Annotated in this window: 14 protein-coding genes; 5 read left to right on the plus strand and 9 right to left on the minus strand. The window is 65.2% G+C overall.

The features are described 5' to 3' along the window. The 3 genes from AKN83_RS00005 to AKN83_RS00015 form a co-directional block, all read right to left on the minus strand. Nucleotides 1-5,116 (minus strand): AIDA repeat-containing protein (locus AKN83_RS00005; protein WP_063695117.1); only part of this gene is annotated, 5,116 nt, incomplete at its 3' end. Between the two features lie 503 nt (nucleotides 5,117-5,619). After that, nucleotides 5,620-9,138: a transcription-repair coupling factor gene (mfd, locus tag AKN83_RS00010; RefSeq protein ID WP_050405427.1), complete on the minus strand. Its 3,519-nt coding sequence runs from the start codon at nucleotides 9,136-9,138 to the stop codon at nucleotides 5,620-5,622. Next, a complete protein-coding gene (locus AKN83_RS00015) occupies nucleotides 9,135-9,425 on the minus strand; it encodes an FAD assembly factor SdhE (RefSeq protein WP_050405429.1) in 291 nt (96 codons plus the stop codon). The genes mfd and AKN83_RS00015 overlap by 4 nt, the downstream gene beginning before the upstream one ends. A 142-nt stretch (nucleotides 9,426-9,567) precedes the next feature. Between AKN83_RS00015 and recG the strand changes: the two genes are divergently transcribed. Further along, complete coding sequence (recG, locus tag AKN83_RS00020; RefSeq protein ID WP_050405426.1) at nucleotides 9,568-11,673, plus strand: ATP-dependent DNA helicase RecG; 2,106 nt, start codon at nucleotides 9,568-9,570, stop codon at nucleotides 11,671-11,673. Between the two features lie 134 nt (nucleotides 11,674-11,807). Here the strand turns inward: recG and AKN83_RS00025 are convergent, their stop codons facing one another. The 3 genes from AKN83_RS00025 to AKN83_RS00035 all read right to left on the minus strand — a co-directional run bounded on the left by AKN83_RS00025 (nucleotide 11,808) and on the right by AKN83_RS00035 (nucleotide 15,174). After that, complete coding sequence (locus AKN83_RS00025) at nucleotides 11,808-12,587, minus strand: DUF502 domain-containing protein (RefSeq protein ID WP_050405425.1); 780 nt, start codon at nucleotides 12,585-12,587, stop codon at nucleotides 11,808-11,810. A 107-nt stretch (nucleotides 12,588-12,694) separates the two neighbouring features. Continuing rightward, nucleotides 12,695-14,521 carry a glutamine--fructose-6-phosphate transaminase (isomerizing) gene (gene glmS / locus AKN83_RS00030; RefSeq protein ID WP_050405424.1) on the minus strand — a complete coding sequence of 609 codons (1,827 nt, stop codon included), beginning with the start codon at nucleotides 14,519-14,521 and terminating at the stop codon, nucleotides 12,695-12,697. A gap of 377 nt (nucleotides 14,522-14,898) precedes the next feature. Continuing rightward, nucleotides 14,899-15,174 carry a hypothetical protein gene (locus AKN83_RS00035; RefSeq protein WP_050405423.1) on the minus strand — a complete coding sequence of 92 codons (276 nt, stop codon included), beginning with the start codon at nucleotides 15,172-15,174 and terminating at the stop codon, nucleotides 14,899-14,901. 119 nt (nucleotides 15,175-15,293) lie between these two features. Here AKN83_RS00035 and AKN83_RS00040 point away from each other — a divergent pair, with 119 nt between their 5' ends. Next, complete coding sequence (locus tag AKN83_RS00040; protein WP_063695118.1) at nucleotides 15,294-16,511, plus strand: GGDEF domain-containing protein; 1,218 nt, start codon at nucleotides 15,294-15,296, stop codon at nucleotides 16,509-16,511. 40 nt (nucleotides 16,512-16,551) lie between these two features. On the opposite strand, the gene AKN83_RS00045 is transcribed toward AKN83_RS00040, so the two are convergent. Together AKN83_RS00045 and AKN83_RS00050 are read right to left on the minus strand one after the other, a co-directional pair. Next, nucleotides 16,552-17,346: an adenylate/guanylate cyclase domain-containing protein gene (locus AKN83_RS00045; RefSeq protein WP_050400312.1), complete on the minus strand. Its 795-nt coding sequence runs from the start codon at nucleotides 17,344-17,346 to the stop codon at nucleotides 16,552-16,554. A gap of 102 nt (nucleotides 17,347-17,448) precedes the next feature. Then, on the minus strand, nucleotides 17,449-18,489 hold the full coding sequence (locus AKN83_RS00050; protein WP_050400313.1) for a carbon-nitrogen hydrolase family protein: 1,041 nt from the start codon (nucleotides 18,487-18,489) through the stop codon (nucleotides 17,449-17,451). A gap of 161 nt (nucleotides 18,490-18,650) precedes the next feature. Here AKN83_RS00050 and AKN83_RS00055 point away from each other — a divergent pair, with 161 nt between their 5' ends. From AKN83_RS00055 to AKN83_RS00065, 3 genes are all read left to right on the plus strand, one after another. Then, nucleotides 18,651-19,601: a LysR family transcriptional regulator gene (locus tag AKN83_RS00055; RefSeq protein WP_050400314.1), complete on the plus strand. Its 951-nt coding sequence runs from the start codon at nucleotides 18,651-18,653 to the stop codon at nucleotides 19,599-19,601. Between the two features lie 78 nt (nucleotides 19,602-19,679). Beyond that, entirely contained in the window at nucleotides 19,680-19,985 is a 306-nt protein-coding gene (locus AKN83_RS00060; protein WP_050400315.1) for a DUF485 domain-containing protein, read from the plus strand. Nucleotides 19,986-19,999: 14 nt separating this feature from the next. Further along, entirely contained in the window at nucleotides 20,000-21,583 is a 1,584-nt protein-coding gene (locus tag AKN83_RS00065) for a solute symporter family protein (RefSeq protein ID WP_050400316.1), read from the plus strand. A gap of 86 nt (nucleotides 21,584-21,669) precedes the next feature. Here the strand turns inward: AKN83_RS00065 and glmU are convergent, their stop codons facing one another. Next, nucleotides 21,670-23,028: a bifunctional UDP-N-acetylglucosamine diphosphorylase/glucosamine-1-phosphate N-acetyltransferase GlmU gene (glmU, locus tag AKN83_RS00070; RefSeq protein WP_050400317.1), complete on the minus strand. Its 1,359-nt coding sequence runs from the start codon at nucleotides 23,026-23,028 to the stop codon at nucleotides 21,670-21,672. Nucleotides 23,029-23,113: the final 85 nt, after the last annotated feature.

Below are 23,113 nucleotides of genomic sequence, written 5' to 3' on the forward strand. Positions count from 1 at the left end.
CCTGATAGGTGGTCTGGGAAAGTTGCGCCGCCGTGATGTCGATCTCGGTATTCGCGGCCTGCGTAGCTCCGTTGACGCTCCAATGCCCGTTGGTATTCGAATCCCACAGCGCATATTTCGTGATGGCATCGCCATCCGCGTCCGTCGCGCTGAACAGGTTCGATGCAGCAAAGGTCTGCCCCGAGACCGTCACGACGTTGGCGACCGAGACCGTCGGCGCCTGGTTGGTGGCGGTTGCCGTGAAGCTCTTCCAGGCGCTCCACATGCTGCCGTCATTGGCCTTCACCCAGAGCGTATCCGATGCCGAGCCGCCGGGGCCGAACACGTAGCTCACCTGCGACAGGTTCGCCGCCGCAACATCGATCTCGACGCCGGCCGCCTGCGCGACCCCATTGACCACAAAGTGGCCGTTGCCGCCGGTGTCCCAGAACGCGTACTGGGTGATGGTATCGCCTAGATCGGGATCCGAGACCGAAAACAGGGTCGAGGCCGCCACCGAATGATCGTGGATTCCAGTCGTGTTCGACGCCGTCACCACCGGAGGCTGATCGGGTCCGGGTGTCGCGGAGAATCCCTTCCACGCACCCCACATGCTGCCGTCATTGGCCCGCACATAGAGCGTATCTGCCGTCGAGCCGCCGGGGCCGAACACATAGCTGACCTGCGACAGGTTCGCCGCCGACACATCGATCTCGACGCCGGCCGCCTGGGCGACACCATTGACCACAAAGTGGCCGTTGCCGCCGGTGTCCCAGAATGCGTATTGGGTGATCGCATCGTTCTCGGCGTCGGAGACAGAGAACAGGCTCGAGGCGAGCGTTGAAAACTCGCCGTGAACCGCTGCCAAGTTCTGCGCCGTTACCACCGGAGCCTGATCAGGTCCCGGGGTCGCCGTGAATGCGGCCCAGGCGCCCCACTTCGATCCGTCGTTGGCCCGCACGTAGAGCGTGTCCGGCGTTGAGCCGCCGGGACCGAACACGTAGCTGACCTGTGACAGGTTTGCCGCCGCGACGTCGATTTCGGTATTGGCGGCCTGGACAACGCCATTGACCACAAAGTGGCCGTTGCCGCCGGTGTCCCAGAATGCGTATTGGGTGATCGCATCGTTCTCGGCGTCGGAGACAGAGAACAGGCTCGAGGCGAGCGTTGAAAACTCGCCGTGAACCGCTGCCAAGTTCTGCGCCGTTACCACCGGAGCCTGATCAGGTCCCGGGGTCGCCGTGAATGCGGCCCAGGCGCCCCACTTCGATCCGTCGTTGGCCCGCACGTAGAGCGTATCTGGCGTCGAGCCGCCGGGACCAAACATGTAGCTGACCTGCGACAGGTTCGCCGCCGAGACATCGATCTCGACATTGGCTGCCTGGGCGACTCCATTGACCACAAAGTGGCCGTTGCCGCCGGTGTCCCAGAACGCGTACTGGGTGATCGCATCGTTCTCGGCGTCCGACACCGAGAAGAGGCTCGAGGCGAGCGCCGACGTCTGGCCGTGACTGGCGGTCACGTTCTGCGCCGTCACCACCGGAGCCGTGTCGGAGCCCGGTGATGCCGTGAACGCGGTCCAACCTCCCCACAGCATGCCGTCATTGGCCCGCACGTAGAGCGTATCGGATGGAGAGCTGCCGGGACCAAACATGTAGCTGACCTGCGACAGGTTCGCCGCCGCAACATCGATCTCGACATTGGCTGCCTGGGCGACTCCATTGACCACCCAGTGACCGTTGCCGCCGGTGTCCCAGAACGCGTACTGGGTGATCGCATCGTTCTCGGCGTCCGACACCGAGAAGAGGCTCGAGGCGAGCGCCGACGTCTGGCCGTGACTGGCGGTCACGTTCTGCGCCGTCGCAACCGGAGCGTGATCGGATCCTGGCGTTGCCGTGAACGCGGTCCAGCCTCCCCACAACGTTCCATCGTTCGCCTTGATGTACAACGTATCGGGTGCCGACCCTGTGGGCCCGAAGACGTAGCTCGTCTGCGACAGCTGCGCCGCCGTAATATCGATCTCGGTGTTGGCGGCCTGCGCCACGCCGTTCACCACCCAATGACCGCTTCCTCCGGTGTCCCAGAGCGCATACTGGGTCATCGTGTCGCCGTCCGGATCGCTCACTGTGAACAGGCTGGATGCGGCAATCGACGTTTGGCCGTGCGCCGCAGTCACGTTGACTGCGTTCACGGTCGGCGCGGTGTCGGCGAATGCTTTGGCCGTGAATGCAGTCCAGCTGCTCCAAGCCGTGCCGTCATTAGCCCGAACGTAAAGCGTGTCAGTCGATCCGCTTGGACCGAAGACGTAGCTCACCTGCGACAGGTTCGCCGCCACAACATCGATCTCGGCGTTAGTGGCCTGGACGACGCCGTTGATGGCCCAGTGGCCGTTACCCTGCGTGTCCCAGAACGCATATTGGGTGATGGGATCGCCATCGGCGTCCGAAGCGGTGAAGAGGCTGGACGCCAGCGCAGAGCTCTCGCCACGAACTGCCGTGACGTTGGACGCGGACGTCACCGGTGCGACATCGGCGCGCGTCGTGACCAGCGTGCCGGTGCCGGAATCCGCGCTGACGCTGAAGCGCACGCCGGGCGTTGCATCAAGCTGCAGATCGAAGGAGGAGGCTCCCTCGGTGACATGCAGGATGTTGCCGGCGAGCAAGGTCGCCGACCCGCCGGAGACGAAATTGAGGCCTGCCAGATCGATGCTGTCGCCCAAGACCAGACTGCCGATGGTCGTGCCGGCCAACGACGTGCTGTCGATCTTCAGCTGACCGCCGGACCCGCTGAAGGTGATGCCGCCGCTCGCGGTGCTGCCCGCCTGCAACTCGACCACGCCGCCCGAGATCGACACCGGACCTGTCGACCCGCCGGAGGAGACGATTTCCGCGCCGCCGGCAAACACCACCACGTTGCTGGTCACTGCGCCGGCCACATTGAACGTACCGCCGCTGGAGACGGAAACATTGTGCGCAGTCGCTCCGGACCGAACGTTCAAGACGCCGCCACTGATGACGGTCGTGTGGTCGATCGCGCCTCCCGACGACACGTTCACCGTGCCGCCCGAAATGCCGGTCCCGGAGCCGGTCACGCCGGTGACCACACCTCCGGAGAAAACGTTCTCGATGCCGCCGGCAAAGACCGCGACATTGCTCAGAACCGTACCGCCGACGTTGAAGATACCGCCGCTCGAGACGGAGATATGGTCCGCCGTCGCGCCGGACGAGACATTCAGGTCACCGCCATTGAAGACTGTCGCGTATTCGAACGACGCTCCGGAGAGAACGTCGACCAGCCCGGAAATTGCGGTCCCCGAACCGGTAACGCCGGTGACGGAGCCACCTGCCGAGACGATTTCGTGGCCGCCGCTCTGAATGGTGACATTGCTGGTGATCTTGCCCCGCACGTTGAGCGTGCCGGACACGTTGATCATGCTGGCCGAGCCTCCAGCCAGCACGTTGAGCGTTCCGCCCGCCGCGACGAACGTTCCCGTACCAGCCGTGCCGCTGATGGTGCCCTGGATCACGCCACCGGACGAGACGTTCTCGATGCCGCCGCTCAACACCGCGACCGTATTGGACGTGGTCCCCGTGACATTCAGAGTGCCGCCCGCCGAGACCGTCGTTCCAGTGGCAAATCCACCACCCAGCACGTCGAGCGTTCCCCCGGAGACGAGCGTTCCGCTGGCCGCACCGCCGCTGCTGACGAACATCGTCGCGCCACTTGCAACGACGGCATTCGCATCGTTCCCAGCGACCACTTCGGTGCTGCCGGAAGAGATGGTCGTACCCGTGTCGTTGCCGCCCTTGCTGATGGTCAGAAGGCCGCCGCTGCTGACGGTGGTGCTGACGGCTGTCCCGCCCGAGGCAACGAACATCGAACCGCCATTGAGCACGGTATCACCGGTGTCGGTTTGTCCGCTCGACACCGTGTAGGACGATCCGCTGCTGACGGTCACAGGGGCGCTTTCGATCACAACCGTGCCGCCATTGCTGGTCACGTTCGTGACATTGGCGCCGGCGATGAGAATCAAGGTGCCGCCGCTATCGACAGTGATGCCGCTTGCGGTGCCGCCGGACGAAACGACCTCGGTGCCGCCGGAGCTGATCACTGTGCTGCTGGCGATGCCGCCCGCCATCACGGTCTCGGTGCCGCCGGCGCTGATCACCGTAGTCCTGGCGATGCCCCCGGATGAAACGATCTGGGCGCCGCCGGAGCTGATCACCGTGCTGCTGGCGATGGGGCTGTACACGCCGCCGCCCCACACGATCTGTTCGCCGCCCGCGATCAGCGTGGTGGAGATCGCCGTTGCGCTTCCGCAGTATTGGCCACTGCCGACGTATTGGATGCTGCCGCTGCCGGTGACCGTCGTACTGACGGCTGTGCCGGTTTCAATGTAGCCGTATGGCGCAATGTACTGGATTCCGCCATCGGTAACGGTGGTATTGCTGGCGTAACCAATACCGGCGCTCCCGAAGGCGGCATAGCCTATGTACTGCGTACTGGCGTCGACGACGGTGCTGACCGCAGAGCCGGCCCCAAGAAATCCAACGATCTGTTCGGAACCGCCTTGCAATGTCGTATTGGACGCGAATGCGCTGCCGTAGGCGTTAGGGTTGTTGTTGTAGTCGTTCGAGATGTACTGGTATCCGCCGCTCACAACCGTCGTGTTGAACGCGGTACCGCCATAGATTTCCTGTCCTCCCCCACTGACAGTCGTATTGCTGGCGGTGCCGCCGAACAGGTCTAGCCTGCCGCCGCTGTCGAGCGTGGTGTTACTCGCGGTTGAGCCGGTGTCCACTGACAGTCGGCCGCCACTGATCGTGGTGTTGATCGCGGTTCCAACGCCGGTTGTGTATGAAGGGACATAGCTGAAGCCGAGGATCGCGTTGCCGCCGTCGATCACGGCGCTGATGATGGTGCCGAGAACATACAACTGCGCGGCACCATTTGAATCGTAGGATACGGTGTCGCCGATATCGGTGCCGCCGGAGGACACAACGACAGTGCCGACATCGAGCGTGCTGCTGATCGTCCCGCCATTCAGCACGTAGAGCGTGCCGCCGTCCTGGACTGTATTGCCGCTTTGCGTATTGGAAACAGAAGCGGTGCTTCCGCTGGAAACGAACACCCCCATAGACCCCCCGAAAAAAAACCTACGAAATGCAATACGTCCGTCGTGCAATTCATCCCGCGGCCCGGCCCGCCCGAAATCCTGCCGACAGCGGAATCAAGACGCCTGCAAGCCCTCGCCAATTCACTTGGCGCGAGCTCCTGATCACTGAGTTTTGGAGAGCAGTTGAAATGCTGGCGGGACGCGAACCAGATTCAAGTTACTACGTCATCCAAAATATAAAGGCCGATCTGAACTAAATACACGACCAGCTTACAAATCGCGCAAAGGCCGTCAAGGTCGCGTTGGCAAAAGTCCAATGTTCCTCGCCTGTTGTTCACAATGTGGGACCTTCGCGCCCGCCTTGAATATTCCGTTCGATCGCCGCGAGCGATCCGCCCTCTCCAAATGTTTCTGGACGTTTCAGAACAGTCGTGACCGGCACAAGCGCGGCCATGCCAAGCTTGCGACAAACGCCGATCACCTCGCCCCCGATGCCACAGCCGTGCCTGCCGGGCGCGAATGCCTCACGCCGCCTTCTTGCTCTCCGCAAGGTTGGCGAGCTGGCGCAGGATCTCGGTGGTGCCGGCGAGCCGCTCCTCCGGCGTATCCCATTCCTGGAAGAACACCACCTTCATGTCGGGGCGTACCTTTGCGGCTTGGCCGTGCTGGCGAATGAACGTCACCAGCCGCTCCGGATGCGCAAAGCTGTTGTCGCGGAACGCGATCACGGCGCCCTTCGGGCCGGCATCGACCTTGCCGACATTGGCCCTGCGGCAGTAGGCCTTGATCGCCGCGACCTTGAACAGATAGCGCACCTCGTCGGGCAGCACGCCGAAGCGGTCGCGCATCTCGGCGGCGAAGGCGTCGATCTCGTCGTCGGTCTCCAGATCGGCGAGGCGCCGATAGAGCGACAGCCGCACGCTGAGGTCGTTGACGTAGTCCTCCGGGATCAGGACCGGCATGCCGATCGTGATCTGCGGCGACCAGCGGTCGGCGGCGGGCTCGGCGACGCCGGCCTTGAGGTTGACGATCGCCTCCTCCAGCATCGACTGGTACAGTTCGAAGCCGACTTCCTTGATGTGGCCGGACTGCTCCTCGCCAAGCAGATTGCCGGCGCCGCGGATGTCGAGGTCGTGCGAGGCAAGCTGGAAGCCGGCGCCAAGCGTCTCCAGCGACTGCAGCACCTTGAGCCGCCGCTCCGCCTGCGCCGTGATCTTCTGCTGGGCCGGCAGCGTGAACAGCGCATAGGCTCGCAGCTTCGAGCGGCCGACGCGGCCGCGCAGCTGGTAGAGCTGGGCGAGACCGAACATGTCGGCGCGGTGCACGATCAGCGTGTTGGCGTTCGGGATGTCGAGACCGGATTCGACGATCGTGGTCGAGAGCAGGATGTCGTATTTGCCGTCGTAGAACGCCGACATGATGTCCTCGATCACGGTCGGCGGCATCTGGCCGTGCGCGACCGCAACCTTCATCTCCGGCACGTTCTTGTCGAGGAAATCCTTGACGCCGGCGAGATCCTCGATCCGCGGCACGACGTAGAACGCCTGACCGCCGCGGTAGCGCTCGCGCAGCAGCGCCTCGCGGATCATCAGGGGATCGTGCGGCGCGACGAAGGTGCGCACCGCGAGGCGATCGACCGGCGGCGAGGCAATGATCGAGAGCTCGCGGACGCCGGTCAGCGCTAGCTGCAGCGTGCGCGGGATCGGGGTCGCCGACAGCGTCAGCACATGGACCTGGGCACGTAGCTGCTTCAGCCGCTCCTTGTGGCTGACGCCGAAATGCTGCTCCTCGTCGACGATCAAGAGGCCGAGGTCCTTGAACTTGATGGCCTTGCCGAGCAGCGCGTGGGTGCCGACCACGATGTCGACGCTGCCGTCGGCGAGCCCCTTCTTGACCTGGTTCAACTCCTTGGTCGACACCAGCCGCGAGGCCTGCGCCACATTGACCGGGAAACCCTTGAAGCGCTCGGTGAAGGTGCGCGAGTGCTGCCGCGCCAGCAGCGTGGTCGGCACCACGACCGCGACCTGCCTGCCCTCAAGCGCTACGGCGAACGCCGCGCGCAACGCCACCTCGGTCTTGCCGAAGCCGACGTCGCCGCAGATCAGGCGGTCCATCGGGCGGCCGATCTCGAGGTCCTTCAGGGTCGAGGTGATGGCCCCCAGCTGATCCTCGGTCTCCTCATAGGGGAAGCGTGCGCAGAACTCGTCATAGACGTGCGGCTGCAGCGGGAATTTCGGCGCCTCGTGCAGCTGCCGCTCGGCTGCGATCTTGATCAATTCGCCGGCGATCTGGCGGATCCGGTTCTTGAGCTTCGCCTTGCGCGCCTGCCAACCGCCGCCGCCCAGGCGATCGAGCTCGACATTGGCGCTGTCGGAGCCGTAGCGCGACAGCAGCTCGATGTTCTCGACCGGCAGGAACAGCTTCGTCTCTGCCGCATAGTGCAGCTCAAGACAATCATGCGGCGCGCCGGAGACTTCCAGCGTCTGCAGCCCGACGAAGCGGCCAATGCCGTGCTCGACATGGACGACGAGATCGCCGGTCGCAAGGCTCGTCACCTCGGAGATGAAATTGTCGAGCTTGCGGCTCGCCTTGCGCGGCCGCACCAGGCGGTCGCCGAGAATGTCCTGCTCGCTGATAACAGCGAATTCGTCGGTCTCGAAGCCGGACTCCATGCCGAGTACGGCGAGCATTGTCTCGTTGCGCGGGGTTGCCTGCACGATCCGCCAGGTGTTGACGCTGGTGGTGTTGAGCAGCTTGTGGTCGCGCAGCATCGCACCCATGCGGTCGCGCGAGCCCTCGCTCCACAGCGCGACGATGACCTTCTTGCGTTGCGACTGCAGCGCGCCGATATGGCCGACCACGGCCTCGAACACGTTGACGTTGGTATCGGCGCGCTCCGGCGCGAAGTTGCGGCCCTGCCGGGCACCGGCGTCGAATACGTCGGGCGAGCCTTCGGGCACTGCGAACGGCGTCAGCCGCGCCAGCGGCGCCTCGCCGAGCAGTTTGGTCCATTCGGCTTCGGTCAGATAGAGCTTGTCCGGCGGCAGCGGCTTGTAGATCGCGCCGCTGCCGGGATGCTCCAGCGCCTCGCGCCGCGCGTCGTAATAGTCTGATATCTGCGAGAAGCGTTCGCGCGCGGCGTCCTCGCCCTGCGGCTCGATCGCGATGGTTGCACCGTCGAGATAGTCGAACAGCGTGTCCATCCGCTCCTGGAACAGCGGCAGCCAGTGTTCCATGCCGGGATGGCGGCGCCCCTCGGAGACCGCTTCATAGAGCTGGTCGTCACGTTCAGGCGCGCCGAACGCCGCGACATAGCCCATGCGGAAACGGCGGATGGTTTCGGTCGTGAGCTGGAATTCGGAGACCGGCACGAGATCGAGTCCGCGCATGTCCAGATGCGTGCGCTGGGTCTCGGCATCGAAAGTGCGGATCGATTCAAGGGAGTCGCCGAAGAAGTCGAAGCGCACCGGCTGGTCAAGGCCGGCCGGAAACAGATCGAGGATGCCGCCGCGCACGGCATATTCGCCTGGCTCACGCACGGTCGACGAGCGGGTGTAGCCGTTGTGCTCGAGCCACGCAACGACCGAATCCATCGGCACGACGTTACCGGGTGCAACCGACAGCGCCTGCGCCGCGACCTGATCGCGCGCCGGCACCCGCTGCACCGCGGCGTTCACCGTGGTCAACACGATCAGCGGCTTATCGCTGCCGACCAGCCGCGACAGCTTGGCGAGCGTGGTCAGGCGTTGCGCCAAAATACCGGAATGCGGCGAGACCCGATCGTAAGGCTGGCAGTCCCAGGCCGGAACCTGCAGCACCGCGATATCGGGCGCAAAGAACTCCAGCGCGCGGGCGAGCTGCTGCATCCGCGCGCCGTCGCGGCACACCACTGCGAGACTGACCGCGGGCCGCTTCGGCTGCGCGGCGATGGCGCGCGCCAGGTCGGAGATGACGAGCCCCTCGGCGCCCTCGGCGACGTTGGCGATGGTCAGCACCCGGCCGGGCGCGAGCATTGCGACCGGCGATTTCATCGGCTGTTTCATGCGCTGGGATCCGCGACCCGGAACGCCTTGATGCGAGCGAACAGCGCGGTCGCATATTCCGCCGCCAGCACCTTGTCGCCGGTCAGCGCGGCATAGAGGTCGGGGTCCGGCACCTCGATCAAATGCTCGAGTTCGCCGAGCTCCTGATCGGACAGGTCGGCGATGCTGGCATCGGCGAACCGGCCGAGGATCAGGTCCATCTCCCGGGTGCCGCGATGCCAGCAGCGAAACAAAAGCCGCTTGCGGCGGTCATCGAGCCCCTGGCTCGATCGTGTCGATCCCGTCATGTTCCAAAATCCATCGAACGCCAAAAGCCCGGACGTGCCGGGCGCGCTTGATATAGCGATGGCGGCGGCCCATGTCAGCCCTCATTTGCCGCCTTTTGCGGTTGCCTTGCGCGCATGCCGTGAGTCGTGTGTAAAGGCACCGATGCGCCCCAGCCTGCTCAATCCGCTGTTTGCCCAGGTCACGACCTTGCAGGGTGTCGGCCCGAAGCAGGACAAGCTGCTGCGCTATCTGCTGGACCGCAGCGAGACGCCGCGGCTGGTGGATCTGCTGCTGCATCTGCCGGCGAGCGTGATCGATCGCCGCGCGCGGCCGAAGATCCGCGACGCCGCGGTCGGAACCATGGTCACACTGGAAGTCACCGTCGACCGCCATCGGCCGCCGCCCCGCAATTCGCGCGCGCCCTATCTCGTCTATGCCAGCGACGACACCGGCGATGTCGTCCTGACGTTCTTCCGCGCCCAGCCCGGCTATGTCGAGAAGCTCTTGCCGGTCGGCGAGAAGCGCTACGTTTCCGGCACGCTGGCGATGTATGACGGCATCCCGCAGATCGTGCATCCGGACCGGGTCATCGATGAAGCCGGATTTGCAAAACTGTCCGGTATCGATCCGGTCTATCCGTTGACCGAGGGGCTCGCGATCGGCTCGCTCCGCCGCGCCATCGCTCAGGCGCTGACCAAGCTGCCGGAGCTACCGGAGTGGATCAGTCCCGAGGTGCTGCGCCGCTGCAACTTTCCGCCGATCCAGGAGGCGCTGACCCGCGTCCATGTTCCGATTGAACTCACCGACATCCTGCCCGACGGCCCGTTCTGGTCACGCCTCGCGTTCGACGAATTGCTCGCCGGCCAGCTCGCGCTGGCCTTGATCCGCGCCACCCTGCGCCGCCCCGCCGGCGTCCGCAACGCCGGCGACGGCCATCTGCGCAACCGGATCATCGACGCCCTGCCCTATGCGCTGACCAAGTCGCAGCAGCAGGCGGTCGCGGCGATCATCGAGGATCTGCGCCAACCGGTACGGATGCTGCGCCTCGTGCAGGGCGACGTCGGTTCCGGCAAGACCGTGGTGGCGCTGATGGCGGCCGCCGCCGTCGCGGAAGCCGGCAAGCAGGCGGCGCTGATGGCGCCGACCGAAATCCTGGCGCGCCAGCACATCAAGACCATCGCGCCGCTCGCCGAACGCGCCGGCATGCGGGTTGCGATCCTGACCGGCCGCGAGAAAGGCAAGGAGCGCCGCGAGCTGCTGGCGCGGCTCGAGGCCGGCGAGATCGATCTTTTGGTCGGCACCCATGCACTGATCCAGGACGACGTGACCTACAAGGCGCTGGCGCTCGCCGTGGTCGACGAGCAGCATCGCTTCGGCGTGCGCGAGCGCCTCGCGCTGACCTCCAAGGGCGAGGCCGTCGACGTGCTGGTGCTGAGCGCGACGCCGATCCCGCGCACGCTCGTGCTGACCTATTTTGGCGACATGGACGTCTCGGAGCTGCGCGAAAAACCCGCCGGCCGCCAGCCGATCGACACCCGCGCGGTGCCGATGAGCCGGATCGAGGATGTCATGGACGGCGTCGGCCGCGCGCTTGGCGCCGGCAAGCTGGTGTACTGGATCTGCCCGCTGGTCGATGAGTCCGAGGCCGAGGGCACCGAACACCTCACCAACGCGACCGAACGTTTCGAGAGCCTGCAGCAGCGGTTCGGCGATCGCGTCGGCCTGGTGCACGGCCAGATGAAAGGCACCGAGAAGGATCGCGTGATGGCGCAATTCGCTGCGCATGAGATCGGCTTGCTGGTCGCGACCACGGTGGTGGAGGTCGGCGTCGACGTGCCGGCGGCGACCATCATGGTGATCGAGAACGCCGAACGCTTTGGCCTCGCGCAATTGCACCAGCTGCGCGGCCGCATCGGCCGCGGCTCGGAGGCCTCGACCTGCCTGTTGCTCTACAAGGAGCCGCTCGGCGAGATGTCGAAGGCGCGGCTCAAGGTGATCCGCGAGACCACCGATGGCTTCCGGATCGCCGAGGAAGATCTGAAGCTGCGCGGCGAAGGCGACGTGCTCGGCATCCGCCAGAGCGGCCTGCCCGGCTACCGCATCGCGCGCTCCGAGGTGCACGGCCAGCTCATCACCCAGGCGCGCGACGAGGCGCTGCGGATCTTGAAGGACAATCCGAAGCTGAAGGGCGAACGCGGCGAAGCGCTGCGGGTCCTGCTCTACCTCTACGAACGCGACGAGGCCGTGCCGCTGATCGGCGCGGGGTAGCGGCCAACCGCATCATTGCGAGCCCTTCCCACCGTCATTGCGAGCGAAGCGAAGCAATCAATCGCGCAGCATATGCGGAGCCATGGATTGCTTCGTCGCTTCGCTCCTCGCAATGACGGGATGGAGCGGGGCCCCTACTCCACCTTCGCCGGCGTGGGCTGAGTGGCCGGCTGCAGCGAGGCCTGGTTGGCGATCCGCGCGGCGTTGGCCATGCCGGCAAGCGCTGCGGCGCGCTTCGGATCGTTGGCGCCGGGCTGTACCACGCCGGCCGACATGATAAGCGTCGCGGCATCCTCGGTGCTCATCTCGATCTCGATGATCTTGCTCTTCGGCACGTAGAAGAAGAAACCGGTGGTCGGGTTCGGCGCGCACGGCAGGAACACCGAGATATGCTCCTCCTCGCCGGGGAAGCTGGCGGCGAGCTCGGCGCTCGGCGCCTGCGAGATCAGCACGATCGACCACATCCCGGGCGAGGGAAACTCGACCAGGCCGACGCGGCGGAAGCTCGAGCCGTTGCCGGAGAACAGCGTCTCGAACACCTGCTTCAGGCCGCGATAGATCGCGCGCACCGCAGGGATTCGCCCGAGCAGCCGCTCGCCGAGGTCGACCAGGGTTCGGCCGATCAGGTTGGCGGTGAGGAAGCCGAGCAAGGTCAGCGCGATGACGGCGACGATCAGGCCGGAACCGGGCAGCCCGAACGGCAGATAGGTCTCCGGCCGGTAGGCCGTCGGCACGAACGGCCGGACCAGATTGTCGACCCAGTTCACGAACCACCAGGTCAGATACAGCGTGATCGCAACCGGGCCGGCCACCACCAGGCCGGTCAGGAAATAGTTGCGGAAACGCGCCATCAGCCCGCGAGGGGCATCCGGGGGCAAATCACCCGTGACGGGAGGCACTTGGTTGGAGGTCATTGCGGTTCCAAGGTCGTCGAAGCGGCATCGAAGCGGCCGTTGCCCACCACCCAGCTAAGCCATTCTGACGCATTTTTGAAGGGCCCGCGTGACGGCCCGGCTTGCGGCTATTCGACCGTGACCGATTTGGCCAGATTCCGCGGCTGATCGACGTCGGTGCCCATCACGACGGCTGTATGATAGGCGAGCAGCTGCACCGGCACGGCATAGACCATCGGCGCGAAGGTCGCCCCCATGTCCGGCATCACGATCGTCACCAGCGACTGGATGGTCGCCTCCGCGGCGCCCTTGGCGTCGGTCATCAGGATGATCTTGCCGCCGCGGGCGGCGACCTCCTGCATGTTGGAGACGGTCTTCTCGAACACCTTGTCATAGGGCGCGATCACCACGACCGGCATGTGCTCGTCGATCAGCGCGATCGGCCCGTGCTTGAGCTCGCCGGCGGCGTAGCCCTCGGCATGGATGTAGGAGATCTCCTTCAGCTTCAGCGCGCCTTCCAGCGCCAGCGGATAGCTGGTGCCGCGGCCGAGATAGAGCACGTCGCGCGACTTCGAGATCTCGCGCGCCAGCTTCTCGATCTGCAGCTCCGACGTGAGCGCTTCCGACATCAGACGCGGGATCTCGACAAGGCCATGCACCAGCTTGGCCTCGTCGGCATCGGACAGCTCGCCGCGCGCCTTGCCGGCGGCAACCGCGAACGAGGCCAGCACCATCAGCTGGCAGGTGAACGCCTTGGTCGAGGCGACGCCAATCTCGGGACCGGCCAGCGTCTGCAGCACGGTCTCGCTCTCGCGCGCGATCGTCGAGGTCGGCACGTTGACGACCGAGAGCGTGTGCGCGCCCTGCGCCTTGGCGTAGCGCAGCGCCGCCAACGTGTCGGCAGTCTCGCCGGACTGCGAGATGAAGATCGCAAGGTCGCCCTTGCGCAGCGGCGCCTCGCGGTAGCGGAATTCCGAGGCGACATCGAGCTCGACCGGCAGCCGCGCCAGCCGCTCCAGCCAGTATTTTGCGACAAAACCGGCATAGCTCGCGGTGCCGCAGGCCGTGATCGAGATGCGCTGGATGTCCTTGAAGTCGAACGGCAGCTTGACCGGCAAGGTGACGCGCTCGGTCGCCATGTCGACATAACGTGCGAGCGTGTGCCCGACCACTTCCGGCTGCTCGTGGATCTCCTTCGCCATGAAGTGGCGATAATTCGCCTTGTCGACCAAAGCCGTTGCAGTCGTGTGCTTGATCGCCTCGCGATGGACGATGGCGTTGTCCTTGTCGAAGATCGTGGCGCCCTTGCGGGTCAGCACCACCCAGTCGCCGTCCTCGAGATAGCTGATCGTATCGGTGAACGGCCCGAGCGCGATCGCATCGGAGCCGAGATACATCTCGCCGTCGCCATGGCCGACCGCGAGCGGCGGGCCGTTGCGGGCGCCGATCATCAGATCGTCCTGGCCGGCGAAGATGAAGCCGAGCGCAAAGGCACCCCGCAGCTGCGAGAGCACCGCCCTCACCGCCTCGATCGGCTTGACGCCGCCCGTGAGCAGATCGTCGACCAGATGCACCACGACCTCGGTATCGGTCTCGGTCGCGAACACCGCGCCCTTGTGCTCGAGTTCCTCGCGCAGCTCGCGGAAATTCTCGATGATGCCGTTATGCACCACGGCGACGCGTTCGGTTGAGTGCGGATGCGCGTTGTTCTCGGTCGGCCGGCCGTGGGTGGCCCAGCGGGTGTGGCCGATGCCGGTGTGGCCGCCGAGCGGCTTGGCCTGCAGCCGCGCCTCGAGGTTTTTCAGCTTGCCCTCGGCGCGGCGCCGCGCCAGCGAGCCATTCTCCAGCGTGGCGACACCGGCCGAATCATAGCCGCGATACTCCAGCCGCTTCAGCGAATCCACCAATTGCTCCGCGACCGGAGCGCGTCCAAGAATGCCGACGATGCCGCACATGCGGTTCAATGTCCCCAAAAATCGCCGAAAATTTGCCGAAGCGGCGACACGGTCCCTTAACGGGAATCGCCGGTCGCAAGATACTCAATAATTATTGCCGATTGCGACAGTCTTAAGCGGCAAGGTTGGTGCGAAGGGCTGGTTAATCGGGGCTAACTATTTTGGCAAGAGCGCGTCGTCGGGATCCGTCTACGGCAGCCCAGCCTTGAGCTTCTACCCATGCATCTTGGCGTAAGCGAATATGCTCACGAAGGCCCAGAATATCATTCCGCTGATCATCGCCACGACGTCGTGCGGCCGCAGACCGAGGAGCCCCCACAGCCCGCGACCGGTCTTTGTGAAGATCGTTTCGACCAGTGCTTGGACTAGATATTCGATCACGGTTCCCAACCCCGGCCGCGCAGCCAGACGTCGCGGCACGTGACCAGCATGCCGTGCAGTCCGTTCTTGAGGAAAAACAGATAAAGCGCGAACAGCAGCACCAAGCTGAGCCGGTCGTCGCTCCAGGAAACGAACTCGGGTTGGTCGTGCGTCTTCCGGGACAGCACGGCCAGGTGTCCGGTCTCGGCCCATTGGTACAGTCGTGCGGCGCTGAAATACGTCACCAGGCTGCAAAAGACTCCAATCAAGACAGTCGCGGCATGATTGCGCATGACGTGTTTTGCCTCGTCGCCTGCTAAAGCCAGTGAAACCGCCACCGGCGAACATGTCGGATCACGTCAACGCAGCATTAACGCCTTTCGGAGAGGGTGCCGCCGCCGGAGGTACCCCGATGCACACTGCGCATGATCGCGAGGCCCGTCGCCTCGATACGCTCGCGGAACTCGACATCCTCGACACGCCGCGCGAACTGGCATTTGACCGCCTGACATCGCTATGCCGCAAGATCTTTCGCGTACCGATGTCGACGATGACCTTCATCGACGGCCACCGGCAATGGTTCAAAGCCTCCGACGGGCTGGACCTGCGCGAAACCGACCGGCGCCCGGCGCCGTGCAATGTGACCATTACGCTCGATGAGCCGCTGGTCGTCCCAGATATGACGCGCGACTCGCGCTTCGCCGACAACATCTTCGTGCGTGGCGCACCGTTCGTCCGCTTCTATGCCGGCGCACAGCTCAAATTGTCCGGTGTCGTGATCGGCAGCCTGTGCGCCATCGACACCCGCCCGCGCGATGACTTTGACGCCGAGGCGACCAGCATGCTGGTCGATCTCGCCGCGATCGCGGTCGACGAATTGAAGCTGCGGAACCTGTCGATGCAGGACGGCCTCACCGGCTGCTCCTCGCGGCGCGCCTTCCGCGGCGAAGGCGAGCGGCTGACCGCGCTGGCGACACGCCATCTGAGCCCGCTGTCCTGCGCGGTGCTCGATGTCGATCACTTCAAGGCAGTCAACGATACCTACGGCCATGCGGTCGGCGACATGGTGCTGGCGGCGGTCGCAGACGCAGCACGCGGCGCGGTGCGCGGCTCCGACGTGATCGGTCGGCTCGGCGGCGAGGAATTCGGCATCCTGCTGCCGCACACCAGGCTCGATCAGGCGATGGGCGTGCTCGAGAAGGTGCGCGCCGCCGTCGCGGCGACGCGGATCGATACACCGGCCGGCACGATCGGCGTCACCTGCAGCCTTGGCGGCGCGGTGCTCTCGCCCGGCAACTGCTTCGACGACATGCTGCGCAACGCCGACCTTGCGATGTACGGCGCCAAGCAAGGTGGCCGCAACCAGGCGCTGGCCTGGGTCGAGCGGGCGCCGTCGATTGCACCGACCGCGCGGCGGGTGTTCAAGGCCGGCACGATCAGCTTCAACGCCGGCCATTCGACGATCGACTGCACAGTGCGCGGCCTGTCCCGCGACACCGCGACGATCGAGGTGATGTCGACCTCGGGCATTCCCGACCAGTTCAAGCTCGCGATCGCCGCCGACGCGCTGTCGCGGGCCTGCCGGATCACCGCGAAGGCCGACAACCGGATCGAGGTCGCCTTCACCTGACCTGCGGGCTGCGAAACCGGCGCCACGCTGGCAAGACGCTCTATGGTTCGACCCGGTAGAGCCGCCAGCGCTCCGGCACGCCCTTGAGCTGGTGCGCGCCGCGATCCTTGAAACGGATCTCGGACTCCAGCATCAGATTCCTGACCGCGCTCGAGACCAGCACCTCGCCGGCCCGCGCTTTCGCGGCGACGCGGGCGCCGATGTGAAACGCAAGGCCGATGACCTCCGCGCCGCTGACCTTGTATTCGCCGGCGTGCAACCCCACCCGGATCTCGAGCCCCAGCGTGCGCACGGCGTCACGGATCGCGGTCGCGCAACGCACCCCGGCCACCGGCACGCCGAACGTCGCCAGCACGCCGTCCCCGGTGGTCACAACCTCCTTGCCGCGCAACGCCTTCAGCTCGCGGCGAACCGCGGCGTAATAGTGATTCATCACCGTTGCCCAGCGCGCGTCGCCGAGCCGGGCTGCCTTTTCGGTGGATCGGACGATATCGACGTAGAGGATGGTGGCGAGCGCCTGCTTCAGCTCCGAACTTCGGTCGGCGGTCCGGCGCCGGTTCGCGATATTTCCGGTCAGCGGTTCATAGCTATGGCTGCGCCGCCGCGCGATGGCGGCTTTGGTGTAGTCCTGGGCACGCTGTACGGTGCGGCAGCGAATGGTTTTTTCCTGCGGTGGAAAGGTCCAATAGACCTTTCGCCCGGCTCCGGCGCCCTGCACCTCCACCGCGCCCCACTTCAGGAACACGGTCGAGCCGGTGCGTCGAATGCACCATGCCTTCGACGTGTATCCGGACACGTTCGACTGATGCACTCCGATGCGAAGGAATTTGGGCATGAGCGTCCGGCCGATCGAACGAGCGCTTTAAGGGCTTACCTGGGGTAAACCGTAGCCAGACATTCCCGCATTGGCAACAGGACTGCTGAGCAGCGATCCAAATCAGCGATCGGCGATATCAACGTCGACGGACAGAAGCGCCTCGTCGCTCGCTTTCGCAGTTTGCAGTTCTTCATCGCGAAAGCGCGCCGGAGTAAGCCGGCGGCGGTCGACCGTCATGCCGAAGATGTCGAAGCGGTTGTAGTAGCCGACCACGTCGTGAAACTGCTTCGGCTCGACGCAGCGATTGAGATCGATCTCCGCATAAGCGATCCCCTCCTGGTCCTGCAACTCATCGCCAAAGACGCCTCCCGTCGGATCGACGAAGAAGCTCGCTGCACGCGGCGTCTGGTCGATCACGTCGGCGATGGCTCTGTCGCGTTCGATGAGGAAGGCCCGCATCGGCTGGTCCATGTAGCCGGCGGTGACGATTCCGAAGACCTTGGCTTCGAAGCAGTGCGCGCTGGCACGGATGCGGTTGGCGGCGACATTGTCGAAATTGCCGCCGCCCGCCGGGCGCCTTGTCGGCCACATCGGCGGCCAGCTCGAGATGTGCACCTGCTCGCCCTGCGCCATCAATGCGAAGCGGGCCAATGGATTGGTGTTCTCTCCACAGATCAGCCCACCGATCCGGCCCTGCCGCGTCTCCGCGACCTTGAGGCCCGCACCGTCCCCCGACGACCACACCAGCTTCTCATAGAAGGTCGGTACCAGCTTGCGGTGATGGACCAGGATTTCGCCGGTCTCGCCGATCAAGAGGTTCGAGTTCCACAGTCCGCCAACGCTGACGGCCGAGCGCTCGCTGATGCCGATCGAGACGGTGACGCCGAGGCTGCGCGCCTCGGCGCACAGCCTCGCCACTTCCGGTCCGTCCACCAGCACCGACTGCTCCGCCATGCGCACGAACAGATCGTGGTTGTCGATCGGGGGCCACAGGGCGGCCCACACCGGAAAGGCCGGAATGTAGGTTTCAGGAAACGCGATCAGCTCGGCGCCAGCCCTTGCTGCCTCGCGCATGATGGCGATCGCCTTTTCGGTGGTCGCCCGGCTGTCGAGGAAGACGGGTGCGGCGTGCACGGCGGCAGCCTTGAAACGAGGGAGCATGTCGAAAATCCGGCTAGGACCAGGGAGGCGAAGCGGTATCATCCCTACCTTTCCGGCGTGCATGGGAATTGTCGCAAGGTCGGTTGCGAAGGATCGGAGCCGTCCGGCGCGTTGGAACGGGAATTGCTTTGCTGACAGGGGCCGCAATCCGGAGGCAGGTCATGTTCGATACGATCAACTGGGACGATCTGCGGGTCTTTCTCTGCGCCGCTCGCGCCGGCAATCTGAGCCAGACAGCCAAACGGCTGCGGCTGGATCATTCCACGGTGAGCCGGCGTATCGCCCAGATGGAGGCTTCTCTCGGGATTGCGGTGTTCGAACGCCATCGCACTGGGCTCAAGCTCAACGAAGTCGGCGAGCGCTTGCTGCGTCATGCCGAGCGGGTCGAGAGCGCGGTGATCGCCATTCGCGAGGAGGCCAGCGCCAACGACACCCAGGAACTGATCGGGACCGTGCGGCTCGCCACCATGGAGGGGATCGCCTCGCTCTATCTGGCGCAACGTTTTGCGAAACTGCGTCAGAGCGCGCCGCAACTCTCCGTCGAACTCGTCACGTCAGCGCAGACGGTCTACGTCCACAAGCGCGAAGCCGATCTGTTCGTGTCGTTCTTCCGGCCGCCGGGTCCGGGCCTGATCTCCGAGCGCATCGGCAAGTTTCGGCTTGGACTGTTCGCCAGCCGGAGCTATCTCGACAATCACGGCATGCCCGCAAGCCTGCGCGACCTCGCCGATCACTGGTTCGTCTCCTACATCGAGGACCTGATCCAGGTCGATTCGGTGCGCTGGCTCGCCGACGTCATCGAAGAGCCGAAGGTCGCATTCCACTCCAACAGCATGATCGCGCAGATGAACGCCGCGGCGGGTGGCCTCGGCATCGTCATGCTGCCGAGCTTTGCCACCAACGATCGGCCCGACCTGATCCCCGTGCTGCCCGCCCTCGCCGGCACCTTTCGCGAGGTCTGGCTCAACGTCCACAGCGACCTGCAATTTGCCCCACGCATCCGCGCCGTCCGCGCGTTCTTGAAAAATACCCTGAAGCAGGACCCCGACATGCAGGTCACGCTGGCCGATGCCGTGGCGCAGCCGCGCACGGCAGATTGCAAAAATCCATAGTTCCCTTCCATCGGAGCCCGGCTGAAGCTCGTCCGATTGGCGCAAGGTAGCGCGCACTGAAGCTTTGAGAGGGCAAGCATGAACGTGGTTATTCCCGGCAAACCCGATCTGGCGCCGAGCGCCAGCGCCGCCTTGGCCAAGAAACTGGCCAAAAAGCGGTTGACCGTCGCGCTCGTGCTCAGTGCTGCGATGATCGCGATCTATTTCGGCTTCATGGGGCTGTTCGCGTTCGACAAGCCGCTGCTCGGCACCATCCTGGTGCCCGGTCTGTCGCTCTGCATCGTGCTCGGCCCGCTCGTCATCGTCTCCTCCTTCGTGCTCTGCCTGGTCTACGTGCTGTGGGCGAACCGGGTGTTCGACGCCGGCATCCGCGATCTTCGCTAAGGGAGCGGTGCAAGATGGGCAGCAGCACGCTTTCGATCGGGTTCTTCTTTGCATTCATGGCATTGACGCTGGCGATCACCTATTGGGCCGCACGGCGCACGCGCACCACCGAACACTTTTTTGCCGCCGGTGGCCAGGTCACGCCGTGGCAGAACGGCTGGGCACTCGCAGGCGACTTCCTGAGCGCCGCCGCCCTGCTCGGCATTGCTGGCATCGTCACCTCGAATGGCTTCGACGGCATGATCTATTCGATCGGGTGGCTGGTCGGGTGGCCGATCATCCTGTTCCTGATCGTCGAGCCGCTGCGCAACGTCGGCCGCTTTACATTTGCCGACGTCGTGGCCTATCGGCTGCGCCAGCGCCCGGTGCGCCTCGCCGGCGCCGCCGGGACGCTCGCCGTCATCCTGTTCTACCTGATCGCCCAGATGGTCGCGACGGGATCGCTGATCAAGCTGCTGTTCGGCCTGCCCTACACCTGGTCGGTCGTCGTGGTCGGCAGCGTCATGCTGGTCTATGTGCTGTTCGGTGGCATGCTGGCGACGACCTGGGTGCAGGTGGTGAAGGCCGCGCTGCTGATGGGCGGCGGCATCCTGCTCGCCTTCCTGGTGCTGACCCATTTCGACATGAACCCGCTCAAGCTGTTCGCCGCGGCGTCCGAGAAATACGGCACGAAAGTCCTGCAGCCGGGATCGAAGGTAGTCTCGGGCCAATGGGACGCCATCTCGCTCGGGCTCGGCCTGATGTTCGGGACCGCCGCGATGCCGCATGTGCTGATGCGGGCCTATACGGTGAAGGATGCCAAGGCCGCGCGGCTGTCGATCCTCTATGCCACCGGCCTGATCGGCGTCTTTCATCTCATGGTCTTCATCATCGGCTTCGGCGCCATGGTGCTGGTCGGCGCCGACGCGGTGGCCAAGGCCGGAGGCGGCGGCAACATGGCCGCGCCGCTGCTCGCGCTCGCGGTCGGCGGCAATGCCTTTTTCGGCTTCATCTGCGCGGTCGCGTTCGCGACCATGCTCGCCGTCGTCGCGGGGTTGACGCTGTCGGGCGTCGCCACGCTCTGCCATGACGTCTGGACCAATGTGATCCGGAACGGCACCGCTTCGGAGGCCGAGCAGCTCAAGGTGGCGCGGATCGCGACCGTCATGATCTCGATCTTCGCCATCCTTCTTGGTATCGCGTTCGAGGGCCAGAACGTCGCCTTCATGGCGGGCCTCGCGTTCTCGATCGCCTGCGCCGCCAACTTCCCCTCGCTGGTGCTCGCCATCACCTGGCGCCGCTTCACGACGCCTGCAGCCGTGGCGAGCATCCTCGTCGGCACGCTGAGCTCGCTGGTGCTGATCTATCTGTCGCCGACCATCCAGGTCGACATTCTCGGCAAGCCGCTGGCCGCGGTCGAGCAGCAATGGTGGTTCGTGTCGCTGCGCAACCCGGCGATCGTCAGCATGCCGCTATCGTTCGCGGTCGCGATCCTGCTCTCGCTGGTCACGCAGGAGAAGAACGCCAATCTCGCCTTTGACGAGATGCAGCGGCGCATCCTGCTCGGTCCTGTTCAGCGCGGCGCCGATGAGCCCGCCCGGGCAAAGAGTGCGGCCTGAACCGCGGCGCGTCACTGCCAGCGCTACGTATTCGCCGGGACGACGTCATATCGATGAGACACGCTCGCGAACGTCGCGCGACGTCTTCACTTCCCCTTCGCGGCCTTCGCCTTCAGCTTCGCGGCGCGATAGCGCGCGGCGCCGCCTTCGCGGATCGACTGTTCGCTGCGCTCGAGCGCCATCGCGTCGTCGGGGACGTTCTTGGTGATGACCGAGCCCGAGCCGATATAGGCGCCCTTGCCGATCGTCACCGGCGCGACCAGCGAGGTGTTGGTGCCGACGAAGGCGCCCTCGCCGATCAGCGTCTTGTGCTTGAGGAAGCCGTCATAATTGCAGGTGATGGTGCCGGCGCCGAGATTGGAATTGGCGCCGACATGGGCGTCGCCGACATAGGAGAGATGGTTGACCTTGACGCCGGCCTCCAGCGTCGCGGCCTTGGTCTCGACGAAATTGCCAATCCGCGCGCCGTCACCGAGCGAGGTGCCGGGCCGCAGCCGGGCATAGGGACCGACCGACACCTGCTTGCCGATGGTGGCCTCGACGATGTGCGAGAAGGAATGGATCACGGCGCCGTCGTCGATCGAAACGCCCGGTCCAATCACCACGAACGGCTCGATCACAACGTCCTTGCCGAACTTGGTGTCGGCGGCGAGATAGACCGTCTCAGGCGCGATCAGGGTCACGCCGGCCTCGAGCGCCTGCTTGCGCAGCCGGGCCTGCATCACGGCCTCGGCCTCGGCGAGCTGCGCCTTGGTGTTGATGCCGCGCACTTCATCTTCGCTCGTCTCGATCACGACGGCCTCCAGTCCCAGTTCCCTGACGATGCCGACGGCATCGGTCAGATAATATTCGCCCTTGGCGTTGGCATTGCCGATCTTCTCGATGATCGCGAGCGCCTTGCTGCCGTCGAACGCCATCACGCCGGCATTGCACAGCGTGATCTTGCGCTCCCCGGCGCTGGCATCGGCATGCTCGCGGATCGCAACGAGCTTGCCGTTCCCGGTCACCAGCCGGCCGTAACCGGTCGGGTCGGCGGCGTGGAAACCGAGCACCGCGAGCGCGGCGCCCTCGCGCAGCGGCGCGCGCATCCGCGCAAAGGTCTCGGCCGAGATCAGCGGCGTGTCGCCGAACGCGACCAAGAGGTCGTCAGCGCCGCGGCCGAGCGCCTCGCGCGCAGCGAGCACCGCATGCGCCGTGCCGAGCCGCTCGCGCTGCACGAAGATCCGCGCGTCGGGCCGCACCCGGCGCGCCTCGGCGGCGACCGCCTCGTGGTCGGGACCGATCACGACCGCGAGCTGCGATCCCTCGCCGGCGGCTGTGGCATCGAGCACATGCGCCAGCAACGACTGCCCGGCCACCAGGTGCAGCACCTTCGGTAGCGACGAGCGCATCCGCGTGCCCTCGCCGGCCGCAAGCACCACTGTCAGGCTTGATCGCGCAGTCATTCAGTATCCTCGACGGTTCACGCAGTTCGCTGCGCAGGGCTTTCTTCGAGGCCGTCTTTAATTGTTTTCCCGGGCAGAAGAAACC

It is taken from the genome of Bradyrhizobium embrapense, from assembly GCF_001189235.2.
In the GTDB taxonomy this organism is placed as follows: Bacteria; Pseudomonadota; Alphaproteobacteria; order Rhizobiales; family Xanthobacteraceae; genus Bradyrhizobium; species Bradyrhizobium embrapense.

What these genes read in the sequence shown, in the direction of transcription:
- recG (WP_050405426.1), top strand. Translation starts at nt 9,568, where the DNA reads ATGCGCCCCAGCCTGCTCAATCCGCTGTTTGCCCAGGTCACGACCTTG.
- glmS (WP_050405424.1), bottom strand. Translation starts at nt 14,521, where the DNA reads ATGTGCGGCATCGTCGGCATTCTTGGACGCGCTCCGGTCGCGGAGCAA.
- AKN83_RS00045 (WP_050400312.1), bottom strand. Translation starts at nt 17,346, where the DNA reads ATGCCCAAATTCCTTCGCATCGGAGTGCATCAGTCGAACGTGTCCGGA.
- AKN83_RS00055 (WP_050400314.1), top strand. Translation starts at nt 18,651, where the DNA reads ATGTTCGATACGATCAACTGGGACGATCTGCGGGTCTTTCTCTGCGCC.
- AKN83_RS00035 (WP_050405423.1), bottom strand. Translation starts at nt 15,174, where the DNA reads ATGCGCAATCATGCCGCGACTGTCTTGATTGGAGTCTTTTGCAGCCTG.
- glmU (WP_050400317.1), bottom strand. Translation starts at nt 23,028, where the DNA reads ATGACTGCGCGATCAAGCCTGACAGTGGTGCTTGCGGCCGGCGAGGGC.
- mfd (WP_050405427.1), bottom strand. Translation starts at nt 9,138, where the DNA reads ATGAAACAGCCGATGAAATCGCCGGTCGCAATGCTCGCGCCCGGCCGG.
- AKN83_RS00060 (WP_050400315.1), top strand. Translation starts at nt 19,680, where the DNA reads ATGAACGTGGTTATTCCCGGCAAACCCGATCTGGCGCCGAGCGCCAGC.
- AKN83_RS00065 (WP_050400316.1), top strand. Translation starts at nt 20,000, where the DNA reads ATGGGCAGCAGCACGCTTTCGATCGGGTTCTTCTTTGCATTCATGGCA.
- AKN83_RS00040 (WP_063695118.1), top strand. Translation starts at nt 15,294, where the DNA reads ATGCACACTGCGCATGATCGCGAGGCCCGTCGCCTCGATACGCTCGCG.
- AKN83_RS00015 (WP_050405429.1), bottom strand. Translation starts at nt 9,425, where the DNA reads ATGACGGGATCGACACGATCGAGCCAGGGGCTCGATGACCGCCGCAAG.
- AKN83_RS00025 (WP_050405425.1), bottom strand. Translation starts at nt 12,587, where the DNA reads ATGACCTCCAACCAAGTGCCTCCCGTCACGGGTGATTTGCCCCCGGAT.
- AKN83_RS00050 (WP_050400313.1), bottom strand. Translation starts at nt 18,489, where the DNA reads ATGCTCCCTCGTTTCAAGGCTGCCGCCGTGCACGCCGCACCCGTCTTC.